This is a genomic window from Vibrio echinoideorum (assembly GCF_024347455.1).
GTDB classification, from domain to species: domain Bacteria; phylum Pseudomonadota; class Gammaproteobacteria; order Enterobacterales; family Vibrionaceae; genus Vibrio; species Vibrio echinoideorum.
This window is the reverse complement of the sequence record NZ_AP025483.1, coordinates 2834121-2855454: the sequence shown is the minus strand read 5'-3', so window position 1 is coordinate 2855454 and position 21334 is coordinate 2834121. Positions and strand designations below refer to the sequence as shown.

Here is a 21334-nt window from a genome sequence, read left to right as displayed (position 1 = left end):
TACCTGCTTATTGGTGCGCAATGATTGCTTTGTTCACAACCCAAACAGATCGTGAACAAAGTGTTTATTTGGTGGAAAGTAGAACTTAGAACTTATATCCGACAGTAAAAGATAACTGATCGATGTCATAGTCATCCATCATGATGAAATTGAAGCGTAGGTCGGTATAAAGGCCGAAATCAAGATTTGCTCTAACTCCGGCGCCAAGTAGTAGCGAAGTATTGTTGTCCTTGATACTTCTACTTTCGTTAGGTGTACTTAACGTAATTTTTTCCTCTACACGAGCAAGACCAATGGCACCGTATGGTTTTATATCAAAGCCATTAAGGAAGAATGCATAGCCGATGTCAGTGTCTATTTTGATGGTTGAAACTTTAGTTTCGTAACCATAGCCTTCATAGTTTTCATCGTCTTTACTTGTATCGGATGAAATGTTCACACCAAAGATTCGGTTGATGTCATAACCATATTCGAGCTTTAACCCGTTACCTAGATCGCTTCGAGAAAAATCAGAATCTAGGTGATCGACTTCACTAGAAACAATACCGAAACCAATACGATGTCCAGAATAGTCTTTCTGAGCATAAGCTGATGAAGCAGAAGTAATTGCGATAACGGTTAGTGCTGTAGTTAATAATTTCATATAAATAACGCTCTTAATGTTTAATTATTGCATCCTTATATTTGATTGACTCCCTGTCGATGGAGTGAATATTAAACAGTGTTATATTTTTAAGCTAAATAGGTTCTCGTATATCTGTAATAAGCATTACTTATTAATCTGTTGTAATAGCGCATCTTTGATTACATCGAAAAGCCAAGATATTAAAGGGTTGTTACGATTTTTTGTGTGTATATGGCTGTAAACGCTTATGTTTTTATATTTGGTATCAAGATTTACATCTATAGCCCGCAGTGTTGGATAGTTATCTATGGGGAATAGGTTGGAATGAGGCATGTACATATCGGAATTCGCCACGACATCGATGATAGCCATCAACATTTCGGAGCGGAAGCCAATACTGTGTGGAATTGAACGTGATTCTAATATGTTGGCCGCATGGCTAAAACTGTCGTTCCAGCCGGGAGATATCATTGATGCTATTTCAAAACCTGCTAATTCTTCAGGACTCACTGAAGCTTGTTTAATTGGGTGATCTTTTCTTACAAATAATCGGCCTGTAATCTCAACCAGTTTTTTTACATAGATCTCTTTTGATGTAAAAGGGAGCTCGTAAGCCACGCCTAGCAGAACCTCTCCTTTCTGTATATCTTCACAAGATGAAGTAGACCAGCTTACTAGCTCGAGTTTCGAGTTTGGCGCTTGGCTCATGAGTTCTTTGTATAAGGTGCCGGATAAGCAAGCGAGTACCACAGGAGATAGCGCGATCTTTATAGGGTAGTCAATGTCGTTGGGATCAAATTTATTGGATGCATTCACTGCCGTCATCAAGCCATCAAAGTGAGGTGTTATCTCATTGATGAGTTGCTCACTGAACGAGGTAGCTTGCAATCCTCCATGAACCTTTACGAAAAGGTCATCGTTGAAGTGGTGTCTTAGCTTTTGTAGGGCTTGGCTAACCGCAGGCTGAGAAACGAATAAACGCTCCGCAGCCTTTCTGGTGTTTTTTTCTTGATAAACGATGAGGAATGTTCGTAACAGGTTTAAATCAAGAGTACTGAATAAGTCTTTAGCCATATCTATCCGTGAAAAGTTTACTGCACTATTAAACCTAATATACGTTAGCGGGATAGATTAGTCAGTGAGGTTATCTTAGATTTTTGTTAATGGCTATTGCTCTTAAATAGCTAGGGCGGCTCTCATATCGGATATTTTTCTAGCATCAGTTACCGGGATTTGATAATCATCAACGTTATCGTTACCCATTTGAGCACTAGAGCTCTTTTCCATTCGGCTCGGTCTTGTCGATTTACCTGAAAGATGAAGTGCAGGCACTTGGGTATTGTTTCGAATAATCTTAGCATTTGTTGCGTTGACGCCAGCCCCAGCCATGATATCGATTCTTCCATCGGCTTGTTTGACCATATCAGCTAATACATGGATTCCTTGCTCTGCATTGGCAGCAAGCCCTGACGTTAGGATCCGTTCACAGCCGAGCGCTATGACCTGTTCTAAAGCAACTTGGTAATCGGTACATTGATCAATGGCTCTGTGAAACGTAATTCCTAAGTTCAACGAGTGAGCCTTGTCTGCCAGTTGCAGCATTTTTGGCATATCAATACTTCCGTTCGGTGCTAATACGCCCAGAACCACTCCATTCAACCCAGCACTTGAACAAGCTTCAATATCTTCAAGCATACAGATCACGTCATCATCGTCGAAAATGAAGTCACCTTGTCTTGGTCGTATCATCGCGTAGACAGGAACGGACGAAATTTTTGCCGCTTGCTTCATCATACCGAAGCTAGGAGTTAATCCGCCAAGTGCTAATGACGAGCAAAGCTCGATTCTATTTGCGCCACCCGACAGTGCGTTGTGTAGGGATTCTAAATTATCGATACAGACTTCAATTTCGATGTTCATCATATTTGCTCATTTAAAGAGATACTGACTAAATAATAGCAATCTAGGTATGATTTTGAATAGGTGTTAGCAGAGGGAAATAGGGGTAAAGTTTTGCTTGGTCGCTACCCCAATTCACTTTCAGGTAGGGGAGTGGTGAGGTCGTGTAAAAACAAAAAGCCCGAAGCGTTAACTTCGGGCTTTTAATAGGACTTTACTTCTTAACTGATTGGCGGTGCGCTTTGCGCTATTAGCTTATGCTTTATTTCTCTTTATAGAGAGTCTTCCAACCATTAACCCGTGTTGAGTTCGGGCTTAAGAGGTAATTACTTGCTTAGGTCGTCAGCGTGCTCAGATAGGAACGCTGCAACACCTGTTGGTGATGCGTCCATACCTGCTTTGCCTTCTTCCCATTGTGCAGGACAAACTTCACCGTTCTTCTCGTGGAAGTTTAGTGCGTCTACCATGCGTAGCATTTCGTCGATGTTACGACCTAGTGGAAGATCGTTAACTACTTGGTGACGTACAAGGCCGTCAGCGTCGATTAGGAAAGAACCACGGAAAGCAACGCCTGCTTCTGGGTGCTCAACATCGTATGCTTTGCAGATCTCGTGCTTAACGTCAGCAATTAGAGGGTATTTAACTTGACCGATACCGCCATCAGCGATAGCAGTGTTACGCCATGCGTTGTGAGAGAATTGTGAATCGATAGAAACACCAATTACTTCAACGCCTTTAGCTTGGAAATCTTCTAGACGGTTGTCGAAAGCGATTAGCTCTGAAGGACAAACGAAAGTGAAGTCTAGTGGGTAGAAGAAAACTACCGCTTTCTTACCTTTAGTGAATTCTGCGAAGTTGAAGTTATCAACGATCTCGCCGTTACCTAGAACAGCTGCTGCAGTAAAATCAGGGGCTTGACGACCTACTAGTACCATTTGGAATCTCCTAAAAAATTAGTTGGCCCAACACATCTTTGTTTGGGCTCCGTTTCTACGGGACAAACTATAGTACAATCGGTACTATAGAAAAAAGCGAATTAAATAGATTAAGTTAATCGAAAAAAGCGATGAGCTTGTTCTTTGTTCAGTCCTTAGGTCTGCTGACCTTTGCCCAACTTATCCTACTCATATTACAGAGTAATTTCATGAATAAATGGCCAAGTCTTAAGCAACTTTATTATCTCGTTACTCTTCATGAAACTCGCCATTTTAGCGATGCTGCTGATCGCTGTTTCGTCAGCCAATCCACGCTAAGTAAAGGTATTCAAAATCTCGAAGAGCTTATCGGTTGTCCTCTCTATGAGAAGAAAGATAAAAAGAGCCCATTAGTATTTACGCAAGCGGGTGAGCTGGTGGTTAAGCACGGGCGAGAGCTACTGGCGAAAGGGCAAGATCTGGTTGAGCTCGGAAATTTATGTAACGGAGACGCGATGCAAGGGCAGCTACGAGTAGGGTGTATTCCTACAATAGCGCCATTCCTTCTGTGTGATTTGGTTCAAGAAGTTAACCAACGCTTTCCACAGTTAAATTTGCTGTTACGTGAAGACACAACAACTAACTTATTAGCAGCGCTGCGTCATGGTGAGTTGGATGTTTTGATTTTGGCTTTGCCTGTCGATATCGACAACATGGAGAGCCAAGTTGTTGGGCAAGACCCATTCAGAATGGTGATCAGTCGCAATCAAGCAGATGGCATTCGTGTTCCAATTAAATACGATGACTTACCAGATGAGTCTGTATTTTTGTTGGAGAATGAGCACTGCTTAACCGAGCACGCGGTATCAGCCTGTAAGCTAACCGACAAAGAGAAGATAAACCCGTTCACCGCCACAAGCCTACATACATTGGTACAAATGGTGGCGAATGGTTTAGGAACTACCTTTATTCCACAAATGGCGATCGATCATGGTTTGCTGGAAAATCAAAACCTAGTGGTGATCGATCCTCCAGGCCAACAGGCGTACCGAGATATTGGTCTGGTGTGGCGCCCGAGCTCTTCGCGTCTCGAGACATTCCATCAATTAGCGGATGTAGTTTCGGAATTGCTTTAAAAAGCTGAGCAATAAAATAAAAAGAGCAGCTATTTGGCTGCTCTTTTTATTTGTTCATTTGAGAAGAAAAACGCCACAAATAGTGGCGTTAGAAGCTTATTTATCTATTTTACTATAACGTTAGATTTTGAAAAAACTCAGTAAGTCTTTTTGTTTCACAGCTAATGAAGACAGCTCTTCACTCGCTTGCTTGCTTTGTTCGATTCCTGAAACATTTTGGTGAACGATATCAAAGGTCAAAGAAACATTTTGTGAAATATCCTGTGTTACTCCTGATTGCTCTTCAGATGCTGTTGCTACTTGTGTATTCATATCTGAAATCAGGCCAACAGACTCCGTTATTGATGCGAATGCCGTTCTAAGCTGTTCGCTGTAATGACGCGACTCGACGGCTAACGATAGGTTAGATTGCATGAACTGGTTGGCATCTTTTGCTTGTGCTTGAAGTCGAGAGATTATCTCTTGAATATCGACAGTTGATTGTTGCGTTTTAGCGGCCAGAGAACGAACTTCATCAGCAACGACAGCAAAACCACGCCCTTGCTCACCAGCTCGTGCGGCCTCAATGGCTGCGTTGAGTGCTAGCAAGTTCGTTTGTTCAGAGATGGAGTTGATCACTTCAATAACAGTACCGATCTCTACCGAGTACTCTTGCAGTTGATTGACGATATTTGATGTCTCTTCGATTGAGTCTTCAACCTTGCGAGATATATCATCTGAGGCATCGAGTGAAACGCCGCCCTTTTTAACATTGGAAGTTGCACCAGTTGCCGCGTTCTCAGCACTAGCTGCATTATGGCTAACCTCATTCGCAGTACTAGAAAGCTCATTGATGGCCGTTGCTATTTGCTCCATTTGGCTCAGTTCTTGTTGAGCGTTCCCTTCTGTTTGACTCATCACGGCCGTTAACTCGACTGAAGCCGCTGAAACATTGTCTGAAATTTGGTGGAAGCCATCGATGATACGACGTAGTTCTTGGCGCATCTCTAAAATGTTTGCGTATATACCCGTTTCTTTGCCTGTTATTGGAATCTGTTTTGAAAGGTCACCGGAAGCGACTTCCTCTACAATTGCTTGAATGTCGCTAGGCTCTCCCCCTACGACTTTCCAGACGCTACGATAAATCGAGATGGCAATGCCAAGGGCAATCGCGATAACAATAATTGAAAGCACACCTAAGATAAATTGAGCGTTTGAAAATCGTTCAACCATGCTTGGTCCGACAGAGTCTTGTTTTGACTTGGTAGAGAGCTTTATTTCTTCAATTGTTTTCGCCGCATTGCTACCAGCAATATCAAGGGTTCCAGAAACGATGTTGTTTCGTTCCTTTATCGTGTTAACAACTTCTGAAAAAGTGACTCGGTAGGTTTTAAAGGCATTATTAAAATCAGCTAAGTAACGAATTTGCTCGGCTGACATCAATTGAGATTCTATGGTTTCTACGAGAAATGTGGCGGATGCAAACTCTTTTTGAGCTCGTTGAGCATCTTCTATTTTGTTGCTAGTCAAAAATTTAGAAGCATACAATCGTGATAACAACACATGTTGTTGAAGTTGCCCTGAACTGACAGCAACTTCTAAATCTTCTTCAGCAGAAGCTTGCATCATCAAGTTAGTCACTGCTTGTCGCATCTTAAGACCTGATGGGTCCAAGTTTTCTTTAACTAAGTTGTTCCTAGTATTAACCAGTTGTACAACCTGGTTAAAGCCCTGGCTGTATTGTTTAAGCTGCTTCTCTATCGCTAAAAACTCATTTTTATGTAGGTCGTCAATATGAGCGTCCAATACTTCGTCAATCAACTGAATTGATGTTGTGATGCGCTTATTGAGCTCTGAAGCATGCGATGCAACAGGGTTCTTTATATATTTTAATGCTGATAAACGAGCTTCCAATATGTTGGCTTGGATTCGGCCAGTGGATACACTGGTTAATGCAAGAGAACGATAGGTATTAAACCCATGACTAGATTGATAAAAGCGCAATGAAGCAACGACTGAAATAACCAAAATTAGCGCAAGAATCACGCCAAAACCCAAGGACAGCAATTTCTTTAAACTCATAAGTATCATTCCCAGAAAGGCAGTTTGTTTTTATTGTTAACAAATTTTTACATTATCCAAACGATAGATATATCAATAAATCTAATTAGAGTCTTACATTCTCATATGTAAGAACAATAAGTCAGATAGGTTTGTTGAGATGCTCATTTTTTGGAACAGGTCTCTAAGAAGAAATGAAGGGTGTGGTGAGTTTCACAGTGAATATGTGAGAGTTGGGGCATGTAAAGAGCCTTGGATTGAAAGGCTCTAGGGGGTTAGCGGGTAAAACAACCTTGATTAACCTTCTATTTCTTCCGGTTCTACTTCTTCTTGTAGTTCGAGTAAGTTGATCGCTATCGTGACGAAATCACTGTCGGTGATAATGCCTACTAATTCGTGATCATCTACGACAGGCAAACAGCCCACTTTGTGTTTCTGCATATAAACAGCTGATTCTTTCAATCCTGCTCGTGGTTCTACAGACATTACGCTTTTGTGCATGATGTCGTTGAGCGGTGTAGCAAGAGTAAATGATTGAGCTTGTGGGATGTTTTGCAGGCTAGACTCTTGAGCGGCAAGAACGTCTCGTTGTGTGACGACGCCTAATAGTTTCCTGTCGGCATCAACAACTGGGATGTGGCGGATATCAAGCGCTTCCATCATGTGCTTAGCATCGGCCAGTGAATGTGAGCGCAATAGAGTATGAGGGTTGCGAGTCATCATATCTTCAACCTTGATCATACGAACCTCCTTATTTTTTTATTTGTTGCTATTACTATAGTTTTTTATCTGAAAAATAACTGAGATCTAACGCATTTTCGGGTGAGTTTTATGCAACTAATTATCGAAATTAAAGCGTCTAATCTGTAGCATTATTTAACGCCTCTTTACAATAATCCGTTGTCGTAAACCTTGCTATTGCGGCTCGTGTGCCTATACTAGCCCACTGCGAAATTTTTAGTCGTGTTTGCTATCTGTTTACGGCAACGTTTACTTACCGTAACGATTTATTAGCGACAACGATTTATTATTAGCCAACGGCACAAATCTCATCAACTAAGACAAGACTAGACACATGCAAGTTTCAGATTTTCACTTTGACCTACCAGATGAACTTATTGCTCGCTACCCTCAAGAAGAGCGTACAGCAAGCCGCCTGCTTAAATTGGACGGCAATAATGGCAACCTAACTGATGGTTCGTTTAAAGACGTTTTAGACTTGGCTGAGCCAGGCGACCTTGTCGTTTTCAATAACACTCGAGTTATTCCTGCTCGCGTATTTGGTCGCAAGGCATCAGGCGGTAAGCTTGAGGTACTGGTTGAGCGAATGCTCGATGAGAAAAGTATTTTAGCGCATGTTCGTTGTTCTAAATCACCTAAGCCCGGCACTAAGCTGTTCCTTGGTGAAAATGATGAATATGAAGCTGAAATGGTGGCGCGTCATGACTCGTTATTTGAAATTCATTTCACCTCAGATCAAAGCGTTTTAGAGATTCTTAACAGTGTTGGTCACATGCCACTGCCTCCTTACATCGACCGTCCTGATGAAGATGCAGATAAAGAGCGCTACCAGACCGTCTATAATGAAAAGCCAGGTGCCGTTGCTGCGCCAACTGCGGGTCTTCATTTTGATGACAAGCTGATGGCAGACATGAAGGCAAAAGGCGTCGAATTTGCTTACGTGACACTTCACGTAGGTGCGGGCACATTCCAACCTGTAAAAGTGGATAACATCAACGATCACCACATGCATGCTGAGTACGTTGAAGTACCGCAAGAAGTGGTTGATGCCGTTGCAGCAGCAAAAGCTCGCGGCGGACGCATTATCGCTGTCGGCACAACATCAGTTCGCTCCCTAGAAAGTGCAGCGCAAGATGCATTAAAGAAAGGCACTGAATTAGTTCCTTTCTTTGGCGATACTGAAATTTTCATCTTCCCTGGTTACGAATACCAGTTGGTAGATTGCTTAATTACTAATTTCCACTTACCAGAATCAACATTGATTATGTTGGTGAGTGCATTTGCTGGTTATGACCATGTGATGGGCGCATACGATCACGCAGTGAAGAGCGAATATCGTTTCTTTAGCTACGGCGACGCAATGTTCATCAATAAGAAAACGAGCTAATTTAAGCAGGTTATAAACGATATAAGCAGAATTTACGGGTGCTAGCAGTAAGCTAGGAGTCGGGCAGGGTGTCTGTCTAATCTCTCGCAAGGAATACGCGACCGCTCCTCATAGAACTCGCTGAACTTATGTTTAGCTTAAGGTTCTGAATTATCAGTCAGATTGTTTCTCTGGCATATTGGAGGCTTCGTGAAATTAAAATACGAACTTAAAAAAACAAACAGCGGCGCACGTCGTGGTCAACTTCAGTTTGAACGTGGTAGCGTTGAAACACCAGCATTCATGCCTGTAGGTACTTACGGTACTGTAAAAGGTATGACGCCTGAAGAAGTAAAAGACACAGGTGCCGAAATTCTACTAGGTAATACGTTCCACCTGTGGCTACGCCCTGGTCAAGAAATCATGAAACTGCACGGTGATTTACACGACTTCATGAACTGGAAAGGTCCTATCCTGACTGATTCAGGTGGCTTCCAAGTATTCAGCTTAGGTGCTACGCGTAAGATCACTGAAGAAGGTGTACATTTCCGTAACCCTGTAAACGGTGACAAGATTTTCATGGACGCTGAGAAGTCGATGGAAATCCAAAAGGATCTAGGTTCAGACATCGTAATGATCTTTGACGAATGTACGCCTTATCCTGCGACGCATAAAGAAGCAAAAGACTCGATGGAGATGTCTCTTCGTTGGGCTCAGCGTTCACGTAACCACTTCGACAAGCAAGAAAACCCTAACTCACTGTTTGGTATCGTTCAGGGTGGCGTATACGAAGACCTTCGTGATGTATCCGTTAAAGGCCTAACAGAAATTGGTTTTGATGGTTACGCTGTTGGCGGCCTAGCAGTTGGCGAACCAAAAGAAGACATGCACCGTATTCTTGAGCACACGTGTCCTCAACTACCTGAAGACAAGCCTCGCTACCTAATGGGTGTAGGCAAACCTGAAGATTTAGTTGAAGGTGTTCGTCGTGGTATCGACATGTTTGACTGTGTAATGCCAACGCGAAATGCACGTAACGGCCACCTGTTTGTAACTGAAGGTGTGATCAAGATCCGTAATGCGAAGCATAAAACCGATACAACACCACTAGATTCAGATTGCGACTGTTACACTTGTAAGAACTACAGCAAGTCGTACTTACATCATTTGGATCGTTGTAACGAAATCCTAGGTGCTCGACTGAACACGATTCATAACCTGCGTTTCTATCAACGAATCATGTCCGATATTCGTCAGTCTATCGATGAAGATCGTTTTGAAGAGTTCGTTGCAGAGTTCTATGCAAGAATGGGGCGTGAAGTCCCACCACTAGGTAAAGAATCTTAGTATTTCTTTTTTTGCGAGCCCCATCTCTCTTCCGAGAGTTGGGGCTTGAAAATAAAGGGGTGCAACCCAATTAGACAAACAATTACGAAAATATAATAGAGGATGTTTTAAATGTTTATTTCTCAAGCTCACGCAGCAGTAGAAGGTTCACCAGCAGGCGGCGGTTTCGAAATGCTTATCATGCTAGGTATGTTTGCTGTGATCTTCTACTTCATGATCTACCGTCCACAAGCTAAGCGTGTTAAAGAGCACAAGAACCTAATGTCTTCTATGGGCAAAGGTGATGAAGTTCTTACGAGCGGCGGCCTGATTGGTAAGATCACTAAGATTGCAGAAGATAGCGATTACGTTTCTATCGAACTGAATCAAAACAATGAAGTAGTGATCAAGAAAGACTTCGTTACAGCTGTGCTACCAAAAGGCACTCTGAAATCTCTATAAACAGCTAGAGGATCCTCGCTGTGCTAAACCGTTATCCGTTATGGAAGTATTTGATGGTGGCGTTTGCCGTTGCTATCGCTGCGTTGTACGCACTTCCAAATATATACGGTGAAGATCCGGCAGTTCAAGTTACAGGGGCGCGCGGCGCCTCTGTAGATCTGTCTACGCTGGATGCTGTCACCGATGCTCTTGAAGCCAAGAGCCTTTCTACAAAATCCGTTGCTCTAGAGAACGGTTCCATTCTTGTTCGCTTTAACGATACAGATACGCAAATTAGTGCTCGTGATATCATCACAGAAGCACTAGGTGATGACGTTATCGTTGCTTTAAACCTAGCGGCTTTGACTCCTGATTGGCTTGAATCTATTGGTGCTGCACCAATGAAACTGGGTCTTGATCTACGTGGTGGTGTTCACTTCTTAATGGAAGTGGATATGGATGCCGCGATGGAGAAGCTAGTTGGCCAACAAGAAGAAGCTTTCCGTAGCGAACTTCGTGAAGAAAAAATCCGTTACCGTGCTATTCGTCCATCAGGTAAAGATGCGGTTGAAGTGATTCTACGTAACGAAGAGCAGCTTGCTGAAGCGAAATCGCTACTGCAATCTAAACACCAAGATATGACATTTGTAGATTCTGAATCTAATGGTCGTTTCTCTTTGGTTGCTAACTTCACTGAAACTCGTCTTCAAGAAATCCGAAACTACGCTGTAGAGCAAAATATTACCATTCTACGTAACCGTGTTAACGAACTTGGTGTAGCTGAACCTTTGGTTCAACGTCAAGGTGCTAGCCGTATCGTAGTGGAATTGCCAGGTGTTCAAGATACCGCTCGCGCTAAAGAAATTTTAGGTGCTACAGCGACTCTTGAGTTCCGTGAAGTAGACAGTAGTGCCGATTTGGCTGCTGCAGCTTCTGGTCGAGCTCCTGCTGGTAGCGAAATCAAGCAAGACCGCGATGGTCGTCCTGTGGTTCTTAAGAAACGCATTATCTTAGGCGGTTCTAGTATTACAGATGCGAGCTCTAGTGTTGATGAATATGGTCGTCCGCAAGTTAACATCTCGCTAGACAGCGAAGGTGGTAGCAAGATGTCTACATTCTCTCGTCAAAATATCGGTAAGCTAATGGCAACCGTATTTGCAGAGTACAAAGACAGTGGCCGTAAATCACCTGAAGGTAAGGTTATCTTAACCAAGCATGAAGAAGTGATTAACCAAGCGACCATTCAATCTGCTCTTGGCCGTAACTTCCGTATTACGGGTATCGACTCAACCGCTGAAGCTCATAACTTGGCACTTCTACTGCGTGCTGGTGCATTGATTGCGCCTATCTCGATTGTAGAAGAGCGTACGATTGGTCCATCTATGGGTCAACAAAACATCGACATGGGTATCATGGCAATGGTTTGGGGTATGGCTGCAGTAATGTTATTTACGCTGCTTTACTACCGTACTTTCGGTCTGATTGCGAACGTCGCTTTGATGGCGAACTTGGTATTGATTATCGGTGTTATGTCGATGATTCCAGGCGCAACAATGACGCTACCAGGGATTGCCGGCATCGTATTGACGGTCGGTATGGCAGTCGATGCTAACGTTCTTATCTTTGAGCGTATACGTGAAGAACTTCGAGATGGACGTAGTCCTCAACAAGCGATTCACCAAGGTTATGCAAACGCATTTAGCACAATCGCCGATGCCAATATCACCACTCTACTGACAGCCATTATTCTATTTGCTGTAGGTACAGGTGCGATTAAAGGCTTCGCGGTAACGTTATCAATCGGTATCTTAACTTCAATGTTTACAGCTATTATCGGAACACGTTGTATCGTGAACCTGATGTATGGTGGCAAACGCGTTAAGAAACTGTCGATCTAAGGCTAGGAATTAATATGTTTCAGATTCTAAAAGCAGAAAAAATGATCGACTTTATGCGTTGGTCAAAGGTTGCCTTTTTATTCTCTATCTTGATGATTGGTACTGCTATCTTTACCCTAACAACGAAATCGTTGAATTGGGGTCTAGATTTTACCGGCGGTACTCTGATTGAAGTGGGATTTGAGGAACCAGCAAACCTACCTGATATCCGTAGTGCACTAGAAGCGGAAGGTTTCGGTGATGCAACGGTACAGAACTTTGGTTCTGCGCGTGAAGTAATGGTTCGTTTACGTCCGCGTGACGGTGTTGCTGGCGAAACGCTTGGTAACCAGATCCTATCTGCGATTAAAGATGGTACTGGTGAGCAAGTTGAGATGCGCCGTATTGAGTTCGTTGGTCCAAATGTGGGTGACGAACTAACAGAAGCTGGTGGCCTTGCTATCATTGTTTCGCTTATTTGTATCTTGATTTACGTGTCGGTGCGATTTGAATGGCGTTTGGCTGCAGGTGCAGTATTAGCACTAGCGCACGATGTTATTATCACACTAGGTGTGTTCTCTCTAATGCAAATTGAGGTGGATCTAACCATCGTAGCAGCCTTGCTAACGGTCGTCGGTTACTCCCTCAACGATACCATAGTGGTATTTGACCGTATTCGTGAAAACTTCCGTAAGATGCGTAAGGGTGAAGCGCCTGAAGTACTGAACAACTCAATCACACAAACATTGAGCCGTACATTGATCACTTCTGGCACAACCTTGTTCGTAGTTATCGCACTGTTCGTTCAGGGTGGCGCTATGATTCACGGTTTCGCGACTGCACTTCTATTGGGTATTACGGTTGGTACGTACTCTTCTATCTACGTTGCATCTGCACTAGCTATGAAGTTGGGTATTACACGTGAGCACCTGATGCCACCACAAGTGGATAAAGAAGGTGAAGAGTTTGACGAAATGCCTTAAGCCTTGGCTTAATCAGTTTCGATAAACCAAAAAAACCGCTAGGCAACTAGCGGTTTTTTTATATCTGCATTTTATAGGTAAGCTTGTGCTATCTAAGGGGCTTTTCAGCATTTACCAATCCGTAAAATACTATCAAGTGGGGGGCAAAATGCAACTGATAGGGTAAGTGATTTGTGCTCATTGTAACTAACCGTCGTCTTGCTCGTATCGCAGATACAAAAAAGCCCCGCGATAGCGAGGCTCTTCATTAAATTTTTTGCCCTTAACTAAAGAGCATTAACGTAAGGTCTGAATTACTTCAGCATACCTTCGTTAGAGTTCTCGCGAACGTGCTTAAGAATAGACTTAACACCACGTGCACTTGAAGCAACAACATTACCAGACGTCATGTAGTCAGTGCCGCCAGCAAAGTCAGTCATGATAGCGCCAGCTTCACGAGCGATTAGATCGCCAGCTGCTAGATCCCATGGCTTAAGGCCTAGTTCTAGGTAACCGTCAACACGGCCAGCTGCTAGGTAACATAGGTCAAGTGCTGGAGAGCCAGTACGACGGAAATCAGCACAATCTACGAATAGAGCTGAGATGATTTTCATGAAAGATTCAGAGTGTTGTTTTTGCTTGAATGGGAAACCAGTCGCTAGAACAGTACCTTGAAGGTCTTTAAGTTGGCTAACACGCATACGAGCGTTGTTAAGTTGAGCGCCAGAGCCACGTTGAGCTGTGAATAGCTCGTTTAGCATTGGGTCATAAACACAAGCAACTTCTGTACGACCATTCATGCGAACAGCGATAGATACAGAGAAGTGAGGGAAACCTTTTACAAAGTTGTTGGTGCCATCTAGTGGGTCAACGATCCATTGTACGTCAGAGTCTTTACCTTCAGTCAGGCCTGATTCTTCAGAAATAATGCTGTGCTCTGGGTAAGATGATTTGATTGTCTCAATGATCATGTACTCAGCTTCTTGAGCAATGTTAGTAACGTAATCGTTGTTACCTTTTAGAGATGATTCGATCTTATCAGTTGTTTCTAGAGATTTAGCAATATGGTTGCCAGCTTTACGCGCAGCGCGTATCGCAATGTTTAGCATTGGATGCATATGGTTTTTCCCACAAGATGTTAAAGAACAGTTTAAAGCGGCGGCGAGTATACCAAAGTTTCCCCAAAAGGGAAGTGGTTATTTTTTGAACTCTTGATTTCACATTCCGCGAAGGGTCTGACCATTTTACTTTGCTATGTGTTAATATCTCGCGATTATTTTTAAAGTGGTGTCATATAGCATGTTAGACAATGTAAAAGTCGTTCTGGTTGGTACGTCTCATTCAGGGAATATCGGATCAGCAGCTCGCGCAATGAAAGTGATGGGTTTGAGTCAATTAGTTCTTGTTGACCCTCAATGTGAAGTTGACGAGCAGACCTTAGCACTGGCTGCTGGTGCAGGTGACATCGCAGAAAACGCAACTATTGTGTCTACACTGGATGAAGCAGTAAAAGACTGTGGTTTGGTGGTTGGTTCAAGTGCTCGTTCTCGTACGCTTGAATGGCCAATGCTTGAGCCGCGTGAATGTGGACAAAAGTTTGCAGTTGAAGGTCAGAAGCATCCTGTGGCATTAGTGTTCGGCCGTGAGCGTACAGGCTTAACCAATGATGAGCTTCAGAAGTGTCATTTCCACGTATGTATCCCCGCTAACCCAGAGTACAGCTCATTAAATCTAGCAATGGCAGTACAGACACTGAGCTATGAAGTTCGCGTGGCACACCTTGATATGGTGGCTAGCCAGTACCAACCGCAGCAACAAGATGACTACCCTCGTCACGAAGAACTAGAAATGTTCTATGAACACCTTGAAAAAGTGATCATTGATACCCAATTTATCTCTAAGGAGAAGCCGGGTCAGGTGATGAACAAGCTGCGTCGTTTATTCAGCCGATCTCGTCCAGAACTACAAGAGATCAATACTCTACGTGGTATTTTGACTTCAATTGAGAAGAGCAAAAACAACAAATAAAGCCCATACTATTGTTAGGGCTAAATACCTGACTAAAATAGTCAACTAAATACTTGACCAATTTAGTCGGGTATGGGAAGATTCCAACCACATAAACAATGTGGATACGGTGTGATATGAAACTTACATCTAAAGGAAGATATGCGGTAACAGCTATGCTAGATGTAGCACTGCATTCGCAAAAAAGCCCAGTTCCTCTGGCTGATATTTCAGAGCGACAAGGCATCTCGTTATCTTACTTAGAACAGCTATTTTCTAAGTTACGTAAAGCTGGCTTAGTTGCTAGTGTTCGCGGCCCTGGTGGTGGTTACCGTTTAGGTGCAGAAGCGAGCGACATTGCTGTCGGAACTGTTATTGCTGCAGTAGACGAATCAGTCGATGCAACCAAGTGTCACGGTCGAGCAGATTGCCAAGGTGGCAGTCGTTGTTTAACTCACACCTTATGGCGTGATTTGAGCTCCCGAATTAGCAGCTTCTTAAACGACATTACGCTCGGTGAGCTAATGAAAGATAACGAAGTTTTACAGATTTCTGATCGTCAAGATATCGATCTTGCGGTTAATAATGGTTTTGCACATAAAAATACGAGCACTACAACGATTAGTGCAGCACCTCGCGGTGTTAATGCCCGCTCTTAGCGGTCAGTTTTTACATTGGAGTAGAAAATGAAACTGCCTATTTACTTTGACTATTCAGCTACATGTCCAGTCGATCCACGTGTTGCTGAAAAAATGGTTCAGTGCATGACGATGGACGGTAACTTCGGTAACCCTGCATCTCGTTCACACCGTTACGGCTGGCAGGCAGAAGAATCAGTAGATAATGCTCGTGAGCAAATTGCCGATCTACTAAATGCAGACCCACGTGAAATTGTTTTCACGTCAGGTGCTACAGAGTCAGACAACCTTGCTATCAAAGGTGCAGCGCACTTTTACGAGAAGAAAGGTAAGCACGTAATCACGTGTAAAACAGAACATAAAGCGGTTCTTGATCCATGTCGCCAACTAGAGCGTGAAGGTTTTGAGGTTACTTACCTTGAGCCTGAAGCTAACGGCATCATCGATCTAGACAAGCTACAAGCTGCAATGCGTGAAGATACAGTTCTTGTTTCTATCATGCACGTGAACAACGAGATTGGTGTAATCCAAGATATCGCTGCAATCGGCGAGTTATGTCGTTCACGCAAGATCATCTTTCACGTTGATGCGGCTCAGTCTGCGGGTAAAATCCCACTAGACGTAAAAGAGATGAAAGTAGACCTTATTTCATTTTCTGCACACAAAGCTTATGGCCCTAAAGGCATTGGTGCTTTGTACGTTCGTCGTAAACCTCGTATTCGCCTAGAAGCGCAAATGCATGGTGGCGGTCATGAACGTGGTTTCCGTTCTGGTACGCTTGCTACTCACCAAATTGTGGGTATGGGCGAAGCTTTTGCTATCGCTAAACAAGACATGCAGAAAGATTACGATCACGCACTGGCTCTTCGTGAGCGCCTACTTAAAGGTGTTCAAGATCTAGAAGCTGTAACCGTAAACGGCGATTTAGACCAACGTGTACCACACAACCTAAACGTGAGCTTCGCTTTCGTTGAAGGTGAGTCTCTGCTTATGTCTCTAAAAGACCTAGCGGTATCATCAGGTTCTGCATGTACATCAGCAAGCCTAGAACCTTCATACGTTCTACGAGCTCTTGGTCTAAACGATGAACTGGCACACAGCTCAGTACGTTTCTCATTCGGCCGTTTTACAACGGAAGAAGAAATCGACTACGCGATTGCACAAATCCGTGTAGCGGTAAACAAATTACGTGACATGTCTCCTCTATGGGATATGTATAAAGAAGGGATTGATTTGAACACTGTTGAGTGGGCTCATCACTAATCTCACGGAAATAGAGGATTCGAGGTAACTATCATGGCATATAGCGAAAAAGTAATTGATCACTACGAAAACCCACGTAACGTAGGTTCGTTTGATAAAGAAGACCCAAGTGTAGGTAGCGGCATGGTTGGCGCACCTGCTTGTGGTGACGTAATGAAACTGCAAATCAAAGTATCTGCAGAAGGTATTATTGAAGACGCGAAATTCAAGACTTACGGTTGCGGTAGCGCAATCGCTTCTAGCTCACTAGTCACTGAGTGGGTTAAAGGTAAAAGTATTGATGAAGCTGCTGCTATTAAAAACTCTGAAATCGCAGAAGAGCTTGAGTTGCCACCAGTGAAAGTTCACTGTTCAATTCTTGCTGAAGATGCAATCAAAGCAGCGGTGGCGGATTACAAAAAGAAGCACTAATCGCTTCTATACCGTAATCACGTCGACAAAATAAGTAATATTTGGGAGCACCCTTTGTGCTCCCCCTGAGTTCTCAATTTATATAAACACAAGGTTGTAGTATGGCCATCACCATGACAGATACGGCAGCAAGCCGAGTTCAAGCTTTCCTAGATAACCGTGGTAAAGGTCTCGGATTACGCTTAGCAGTAAAAACTACTGGCTGTTCAGGTATGGCGTATGTACTGGAATTCGTTGACGAGCTTAACGAAGAAGACGAAGTGTTTGAGCATTCAGGTGTTAAGGTCATCATTGATCCAAAGAGCTTAGTTTACCTAGACGGTACTGAGCTTGATTACGTAAAAGAAGGCCTAAATGAAGGTTTTGAATTCAACAACCCTAACGCGAAAGGCGAATGTGGTTGTGGTGAGAGCTTCAATGTATAAACGCCTCAATCGTTGAGCGTTTATAGTGAGCGAAGAATAAAATTAGGCTCTAAATAAAGAGCCTAAACTTAGGACCACCGTTACATGAATCATTTCGAATTATTTGGGCTACCACTTCAGTTTCAACTGGATGGTAGCCTTCTTTCTTCTCAGTTTAGAGATCTGCAACGCCAATTCCACCCTGATAAATTTGCCATTGCTTCTGAGCGTGATCGCTTGTTAGCTGTGCAAAAAGCAGCGCAAATCAATGACGCGTATCAGGTGTTGAAGAATCCAATCAGTCGTGCTGAATATCTGTTAGTACAACATGGTGAGGATATTCGTGGTGAACAGCAGACCATGCAAGATCCCATGTTCTTGATGGAACAAATGGAATTGCGTGAAGAGCTTGAAGAGATCGCAGACAGTTCTGATCCAGAAGATGCGCTATTTGCATTTGAAGGAAAGGTTAGCAAAATGTATAAACAACAATTAAGCGCTATCCAACAAGAACTCGACAGCGAAGCTTGGTTAGAAGCAGCAGACCGAGTAAGAAAGCTTAAGTTTATTGCAAAATTAAAGAATGAAATCGGGTTAGTTGAAGATCGTTTGATCGGCTAGTTCGAATAACAAGGACACATCCATGGCACTACTTCAGATTGCAGAACCAGGGCAAAGCGCCGCTCCTCATCAGCACAAGCTTGCTGTGGGTATTGATTTAGGAACAACAAACTCATTGGTTGCGTCAGTGCGCAGTGGTGAGGCGAACACGCTTGTTGATCAACAAGGTCGCAGTATTCTTCCTTCCGTTGTTCATTATCAGTCTGAATCCTACACGACTGGCGATGAAGCTCGTGCAAAAGCGCAAACTGATCCTAAAAATACCATTATCTCAGTTAAGCGATTAATCGGTCGTTCACTGTCAGATATTCAACAGCGATACCCGTCTCTGCCATATCAGTTTGAAGAAAGTGATAATGGTTTACCTGTGATTCGCACAGAGCAAGGTAACAAGAACCCAATCCAAGTATCTGCCGATATCCTGCGAGCGCTTGGCCAACGTGCTGAGTCTACGTTAGGTGGTGAGCTAGCGGGTGCTGTAATTACTGTTCCTGCGTACTTTGATGATGCACAACGTGCAGGAACTAAAGACGCGGCTCAACTTGCGGGTCTTCACGTGTTACGTCTTCTTAATGAACCTACTGCGGCAGCGATTGCTTACGGTTTGGATTCAGGCAAAGAAGGCGTGATTGCGGTTTATGACCTGGGCGGTGGTACGTTTGATATTTCTATATTGCGCCTGTCTAAAGGTGTCTTTGAAGTACTCGCAACCGGTGGTGACTCTGCATTAGGCGGCGACGATTTTGACCATTTGATTGCAGAGCATTTCCTAGAACAGATGGGCTTCTCAGAGCTAACCGCAGAACAGAACCGTATTCTTCTAGACGCCGCGACAGAAGCTAAGATTGGCTTGTCTGAAGCTGAAAGCGTTGATGTTGAAGTGCTGGGTTGGTCTGGCTCGTTAACTCGTGAAGAGTTTGAAGAGATCATCAAGCCGCTGGTTAAGAAAACTCTGCTTTCGTGTCGCCGTGCACTGAAAGATGCGGAAGTTGACGCGGACGAAGTTCTAGAAGTAGTTATGGTTGGCGGTTCAACTCGTACATTACTTGTACGTGAAATGGTGGGTGGCTTCTTTGGTCGTACTCCATTAACCAGTATTAACCCTGATGAAGTGGTTGCGATTGGAGCATCGATTCAAGCGGATATCTTAGTTGGTAATAAGCCTGATTCTGAGATGTTGCTATTGGATGTTATCCCTCTGTCACTTGGTATCGAAACCATGGGCGGCTTGGTAGAAAAAATCATCCCTCGTAACACCACGATCCCTGTGGCTCGCGCACAAGAATTTACTACGTTCAAAGACGGTCAAACTGCAATGACAGTGCACACCGTGCAAGGCGAACGTGAAATGGTGGACGACTGTCGTTCATTGGCTCGATTTGCTCTGAAAGGCATTCCGCCTATGACAGCAGGTGCTGCGCATATTCGTGTTACTTACCAAGTAGATGCTGATGGCCTGCTATCGGTTACTGCGATGGAGAAGAGCACTGGCGTTCAAGCCGAAATCCAAGTTAAGCCTTCTTACGGTCTAAGTGACAACGAAGTCGCAAACATGCTGAAAGACTCAATGACGTTTGCAAAAGAAGACATGCAAGCGCGTGCTCTTGCTGAGCAGCGTGTAGAAGCGGATCGCGTTATTGAAGGCCTTATTGCTGCAATGCAGGCTGACGGCGACGAGTTGCTTGATGAACAAGGAAAACAACAACTTGTTCAAGCGATTGAAGCACTGATTGAAGTGCGCAATGGCGACGATGCAGATGCCATTGAACTAGAAATTAAAAATACCGACAAAGCGAGCCAAGACTTTGCTTCTCGTCGTATGGATAAATCAATTCGTGCTGCACTGTCAGGTCAGTCAGTCGACAATATTTAATAGTTAGAGAATAGATAAACATGCCAAAGATTATTGTTTTACCTCACGAAGATCTATGTCCAGAAGGCGCTGTATTAGAAGCAAAAACTGGTGAGACGGTTCTTGATGTTGCATTGAAGGCCGGTATTGGTATTGAACACGCATGTGAAAAGTCGTGTGCATGTACAACATGTCACGTTGTGATTCGTGAAGGTTTTGATTCTTTAGAAGAGAGTGATGACCTAGAAGACGACATGTTGGATAAAGCATGGGGCCTAGAGATGGAATCTCGTCTTGGTTGCCAAGCTAAAGTAGCTGATGTTGATCTTGTTGTAGAAATTCCAAAGTACACATTGAACCTAGCTTCTGAAGAGCACTAAGAACTTATCTACAGTCATAGCTTATGCGGTTATGGCTGAGACAACCATTACTTAGACAATTATGTTAAGAAAACTGGCCTAGAATATAGATCATAAAGGTGACCAAGCGTCGCTGATAAATATAAGGAAGTGTTATGAGCTTGAAGTGGATTGATTCGCGAGATATCGCAATTGAGCTATGTGATTTGTATCCAGATACTGATCCTAAAACGGTACGTTTTACCGATCTGCATCAATGGGTGCTAGACCTTGAAGAGTTTGATGACGAGCCTAACCACTCGAATGAAAAAATCTTAGAGGCTATTATTTTATGCTGGATGGATGAGATGGATTAACTCTCTTGTTCTATGATTTGGCCGTTGGTTGGAATTTATCCAATATAAAACGCAGCCAAGTTAACAATTCTTACTAAAAAAAGCGGACCTTATGGT

Annotated in this window: 22 protein-coding genes; 15 read left to right on the top strand and 7 right to left on the bottom strand. The window is 43.4% G+C overall.

The genetic code is table 11. From position 1 onward, the window contains the following. Positions 1-85 precede the first annotated feature (85 nt). From OCV36_RS12935 to OCV36_RS12920, 4 genes are all read right to left on the bottom strand, one after another. The gene (locus OCV36_RS12935; protein WP_135455565.1) at positions 86-643 is read right to left on the bottom strand and encodes a porin family protein; all 558 of its coding nucleotides are present in this window, start codon (positions 641-643) and stop codon (positions 86-88) included. Between the two features lie 126 nt (positions 644-769). After that, on the bottom strand, positions 770-1699 hold the full coding sequence (locus tag OCV36_RS12930) for a LysR family transcriptional regulator (protein WP_135455563.1): 930 nt from the start codon (positions 1697-1699) through the stop codon (positions 770-772). 102 nt (positions 1700-1801) lie between these two features. Next, the gene (locus OCV36_RS12925; protein ID WP_135455586.1) at positions 1802-2545 is read right to left on the bottom strand and encodes a copper homeostasis protein CutC; all 744 of its coding nucleotides are present in this window, start codon (positions 2543-2545) and stop codon (positions 1802-1804) included. 305 nt (positions 2546-2850) lie between these two features. Further along, complete coding sequence (locus tag OCV36_RS12920; protein WP_004735077.1) at positions 2851-3459, bottom strand: peroxiredoxin C; 609 nt, start codon at positions 3457-3459, stop codon at positions 2851-2853. A 209-nt stretch (positions 3460-3668) separates the two neighbouring features. On the opposite strand from OCV36_RS12920, the gene OCV36_RS12915 reads away from it, so the two are divergent. Further along, positions 3669-4574 carry a hydrogen peroxide-inducible genes activator gene (locus tag OCV36_RS12915; protein WP_016767129.1) on the top strand — a complete coding sequence of 302 codons (906 nt, stop codon included), beginning with the start codon at positions 3669-3671 and terminating at the stop codon, positions 4572-4574. A 120-nt stretch (positions 4575-4694) separates the two neighbouring features. On the opposite strand, the gene OCV36_RS12910 is transcribed toward OCV36_RS12915, so the two are convergent. Continuing rightward, a complete protein-coding gene (locus OCV36_RS12910; RefSeq protein ID WP_017095410.1) occupies positions 4695-6635 on the bottom strand; it encodes a HAMP domain-containing methyl-accepting chemotaxis protein in 1941 nt (646 codons plus the stop codon). A gap of 276 nt (positions 6636-6911) precedes the next feature. Beyond that, positions 6912-7355, bottom strand: coding sequence for a CBS domain-containing protein (locus OCV36_RS12905; protein WP_135455561.1), 444 nt, complete (start codon positions 7353-7355; stop codon positions 6912-6914). Positions 7356-7689: 334 nt separating this feature from the next. Here OCV36_RS12905 and queA point away from each other — a divergent pair, with 334 nt between their 5' ends. From queA to secF, 5 genes are all read left to right on the top strand, one after another. Then, a complete protein-coding gene (gene queA, locus OCV36_RS12900) occupies positions 7690-8742 on the top strand; it encodes a tRNA preQ1(34) S-adenosylmethionine ribosyltransferase-isomerase QueA (RefSeq protein WP_102550969.1) in 1053 nt (350 codons plus the stop codon). A gap of 189 nt (positions 8743-8931) precedes the next feature. Beyond that, positions 8932-10068 carry a tRNA guanosine(34) transglycosylase Tgt gene (tgt, locus tag OCV36_RS12895; RefSeq protein ID WP_004735086.1) on the top strand — a complete coding sequence of 379 codons (1137 nt, stop codon included), beginning with the start codon at positions 8932-8934 and terminating at the stop codon, positions 10066-10068. 111 nt (positions 10069-10179) lie between these two features. After that, a complete protein-coding gene (yajC, locus tag OCV36_RS12890; protein WP_017074104.1) occupies positions 10180-10509 on the top strand; it encodes a preprotein translocase subunit YajC in 330 nt (109 codons plus the stop codon). Positions 10510-10529: 20 nt separating this feature from the next. Beyond that, positions 10530-12386: a protein translocase subunit SecD gene (secD, locus tag OCV36_RS12885; protein ID WP_017074105.1), complete on the top strand. Its 1857-nt coding sequence runs from the start codon at positions 10530-10532 to the stop codon at positions 12384-12386. Positions 12387-12400: 14 nt separating this feature from the next. Continuing rightward, positions 12401-13348: a protein translocase subunit SecF gene (secF, locus tag OCV36_RS12880; RefSeq protein WP_017074106.1), complete on the top strand. Its 948-nt coding sequence runs from the start codon at positions 12401-12403 to the stop codon at positions 13346-13348. 293 nt (positions 13349-13641) lie between these two features. Here the strand turns inward: secF and suhB are convergent, their stop codons facing one another. Then, positions 13642-14445, bottom strand: coding sequence for an inositol-1-monophosphatase (gene suhB / locus OCV36_RS12875; protein WP_017074107.1), 804 nt, complete (start codon positions 14443-14445; stop codon positions 13642-13644). A gap of 181 nt (positions 14446-14626) precedes the next feature. On the opposite strand from suhB, the gene trmJ reads away from it, so the two are divergent. The 9 genes from trmJ to iscX all read left to right on the top strand — a co-directional run bounded on the left by trmJ (position 14627) and on the right by iscX (position 21238). Beyond that, entirely contained in the window at positions 14627-15355 is a 729-nt protein-coding gene (gene trmJ, locus OCV36_RS12870; RefSeq protein ID WP_102550967.1) for a tRNA (cytosine(32)/uridine(32)-2'-O)-methyltransferase TrmJ, read from the top strand. A gap of 116 nt (positions 15356-15471) precedes the next feature. Next, complete coding sequence (gene iscR / locus OCV36_RS12865; protein WP_017074109.1) at positions 15472-15993, top strand: Fe-S cluster assembly transcriptional regulator IscR; 522 nt, start codon at positions 15472-15474, stop codon at positions 15991-15993. Between the two features lie 27 nt (positions 15994-16020). Continuing rightward, on the top strand, positions 16021-17235 hold the full coding sequence (locus tag OCV36_RS12860) for an IscS subfamily cysteine desulfurase (RefSeq protein ID WP_017074110.1): 1215 nt from the start codon (positions 16021-16023) through the stop codon (positions 17233-17235). Positions 17236-17268: 33 nt separating this feature from the next. Further along, positions 17269-17646 carry a Fe-S cluster assembly scaffold IscU gene (gene iscU, locus OCV36_RS12855; RefSeq protein WP_004735094.1) on the top strand — a complete coding sequence of 126 codons (378 nt, stop codon included), beginning with the start codon at positions 17269-17271 and terminating at the stop codon, positions 17644-17646. 101 nt (positions 17647-17747) lie between these two features. Beyond that, positions 17748-18071: an iron-sulfur cluster assembly protein IscA gene (iscA, locus tag OCV36_RS12850; protein WP_004735095.1), complete on the top strand. Its 324-nt coding sequence runs from the start codon at positions 17748-17750 to the stop codon at positions 18069-18071. 84 nt (positions 18072-18155) lie between these two features. Further along, complete coding sequence (gene hscB / locus OCV36_RS12845; protein WP_017074111.1) at positions 18156-18671, top strand: co-chaperone HscB; 516 nt, start codon at positions 18156-18158, stop codon at positions 18669-18671. Positions 18672-18693: 22 nt separating this feature from the next. Then, entirely contained in the window at positions 18694-20544 is a 1851-nt protein-coding gene (gene hscA / locus OCV36_RS12840) for a Fe-S protein assembly chaperone HscA (protein WP_135455559.1), read from the top strand. Between the two features lie 20 nt (positions 20545-20564). After that, the gene (gene fdx, locus OCV36_RS12835) at positions 20565-20903 is read left to right on the top strand and encodes an ISC system 2Fe-2S type ferredoxin (RefSeq protein WP_017074113.1); all 339 of its coding nucleotides are present in this window, start codon (positions 20565-20567) and stop codon (positions 20901-20903) included. 134 nt (positions 20904-21037) lie between these two features. Continuing rightward, on the top strand, positions 21038-21238 hold the full coding sequence (gene iscX / locus OCV36_RS12830) for a Fe-S cluster assembly protein IscX (protein WP_004740335.1): 201 nt from the start codon (positions 21038-21040) through the stop codon (positions 21236-21238). Positions 21239-21334: the final 96 nt, after the last annotated feature.

Coding starts and splice junctions, on each gene's coding strand:
- OCV36_RS12920 (WP_004735077.1), bottom strand. CDS start 3,459: ATGGTACTAGTAGGTCGTCAAGCCCCTGATTTTACTGCAGCAGCTGTT.
- secF (WP_017074106.1), top strand. CDS start 12,401: ATGTTTCAGATTCTAAAAGCAGAAAAAATGATCGACTTTATGCGTTGG.
- OCV36_RS12915 (WP_016767129.1), top strand. CDS start 3,669: ATGAATAAATGGCCAAGTCTTAAGCAACTTTATTATCTCGTTACTCTT.
- OCV36_RS12860 (WP_017074110.1), top strand. CDS start 16,021: ATGAAACTGCCTATTTACTTTGACTATTCAGCTACATGTCCAGTCGAT.
- hscA (WP_135455559.1), top strand. CDS start 18,694: ATGGCACTACTTCAGATTGCAGAACCAGGGCAAAGCGCCGCTCCTCAT.
- OCV36_RS12910 (WP_017095410.1), bottom strand. CDS start 6,635: ATGAGTTTAAAGAAATTGCTGTCCTTGGGTTTTGGCGTGATTCTTGCG.
- OCV36_RS12925 (WP_135455586.1), bottom strand. CDS start 2,545: ATGAACATCGAAATTGAAGTCTGTATCGATAATTTAGAATCCCTACAC.
- yajC (WP_017074104.1), top strand. CDS start 10,180: ATGTTTATTTCTCAAGCTCACGCAGCAGTAGAAGGTTCACCAGCAGGC.
- iscA (WP_004735095.1), top strand. CDS start 17,748: ATGGCCATCACCATGACAGATACGGCAGCAAGCCGAGTTCAAGCTTTC.
- OCV36_RS12935 (WP_135455565.1), bottom strand. CDS start 643: ATGAAATTATTAACTACAGCACTAACCGTTATCGCAATTACTTCTGCT.
- OCV36_RS12930 (WP_135455563.1), bottom strand. CDS start 1,699: ATGGCTAAAGACTTATTCAGTACTCTTGATTTAAACCTGTTACGAACA.
- suhB (WP_017074107.1), bottom strand. CDS start 14,445: ATGCATCCAATGCTAAACATTGCGATACGCGCTGCGCGTAAAGCTGGC.
- iscR (WP_017074109.1), top strand. CDS start 15,472: ATGAAACTTACATCTAAAGGAAGATATGCGGTAACAGCTATGCTAGAT.
- queA (WP_102550969.1), top strand. CDS start 7,690: ATGCAAGTTTCAGATTTTCACTTTGACCTACCAGATGAACTTATTGCT.
- trmJ (WP_102550967.1), top strand. CDS start 14,627: ATGTTAGACAATGTAAAAGTCGTTCTGGTTGGTACGTCTCATTCAGGG.
- iscX (WP_004740335.1), top strand. CDS start 21,038: ATGAGCTTGAAGTGGATTGATTCGCGAGATATCGCAATTGAGCTATGT.
- hscB (WP_017074111.1), top strand. CDS start 18,156: ATGAATCATTTCGAATTATTTGGGCTACCACTTCAGTTTCAACTGGAT.
- OCV36_RS12905 (WP_135455561.1), bottom strand. CDS start 7,355: ATGATCAAGGTTGAAGATATGATGACTCGCAACCCTCATACTCTATTG.
- iscU (WP_004735094.1), top strand. CDS start 17,269: ATGGCATATAGCGAAAAAGTAATTGATCACTACGAAAACCCACGTAAC.
- fdx (WP_017074113.1), top strand. CDS start 20,565: ATGCCAAAGATTATTGTTTTACCTCACGAAGATCTATGTCCAGAAGGC.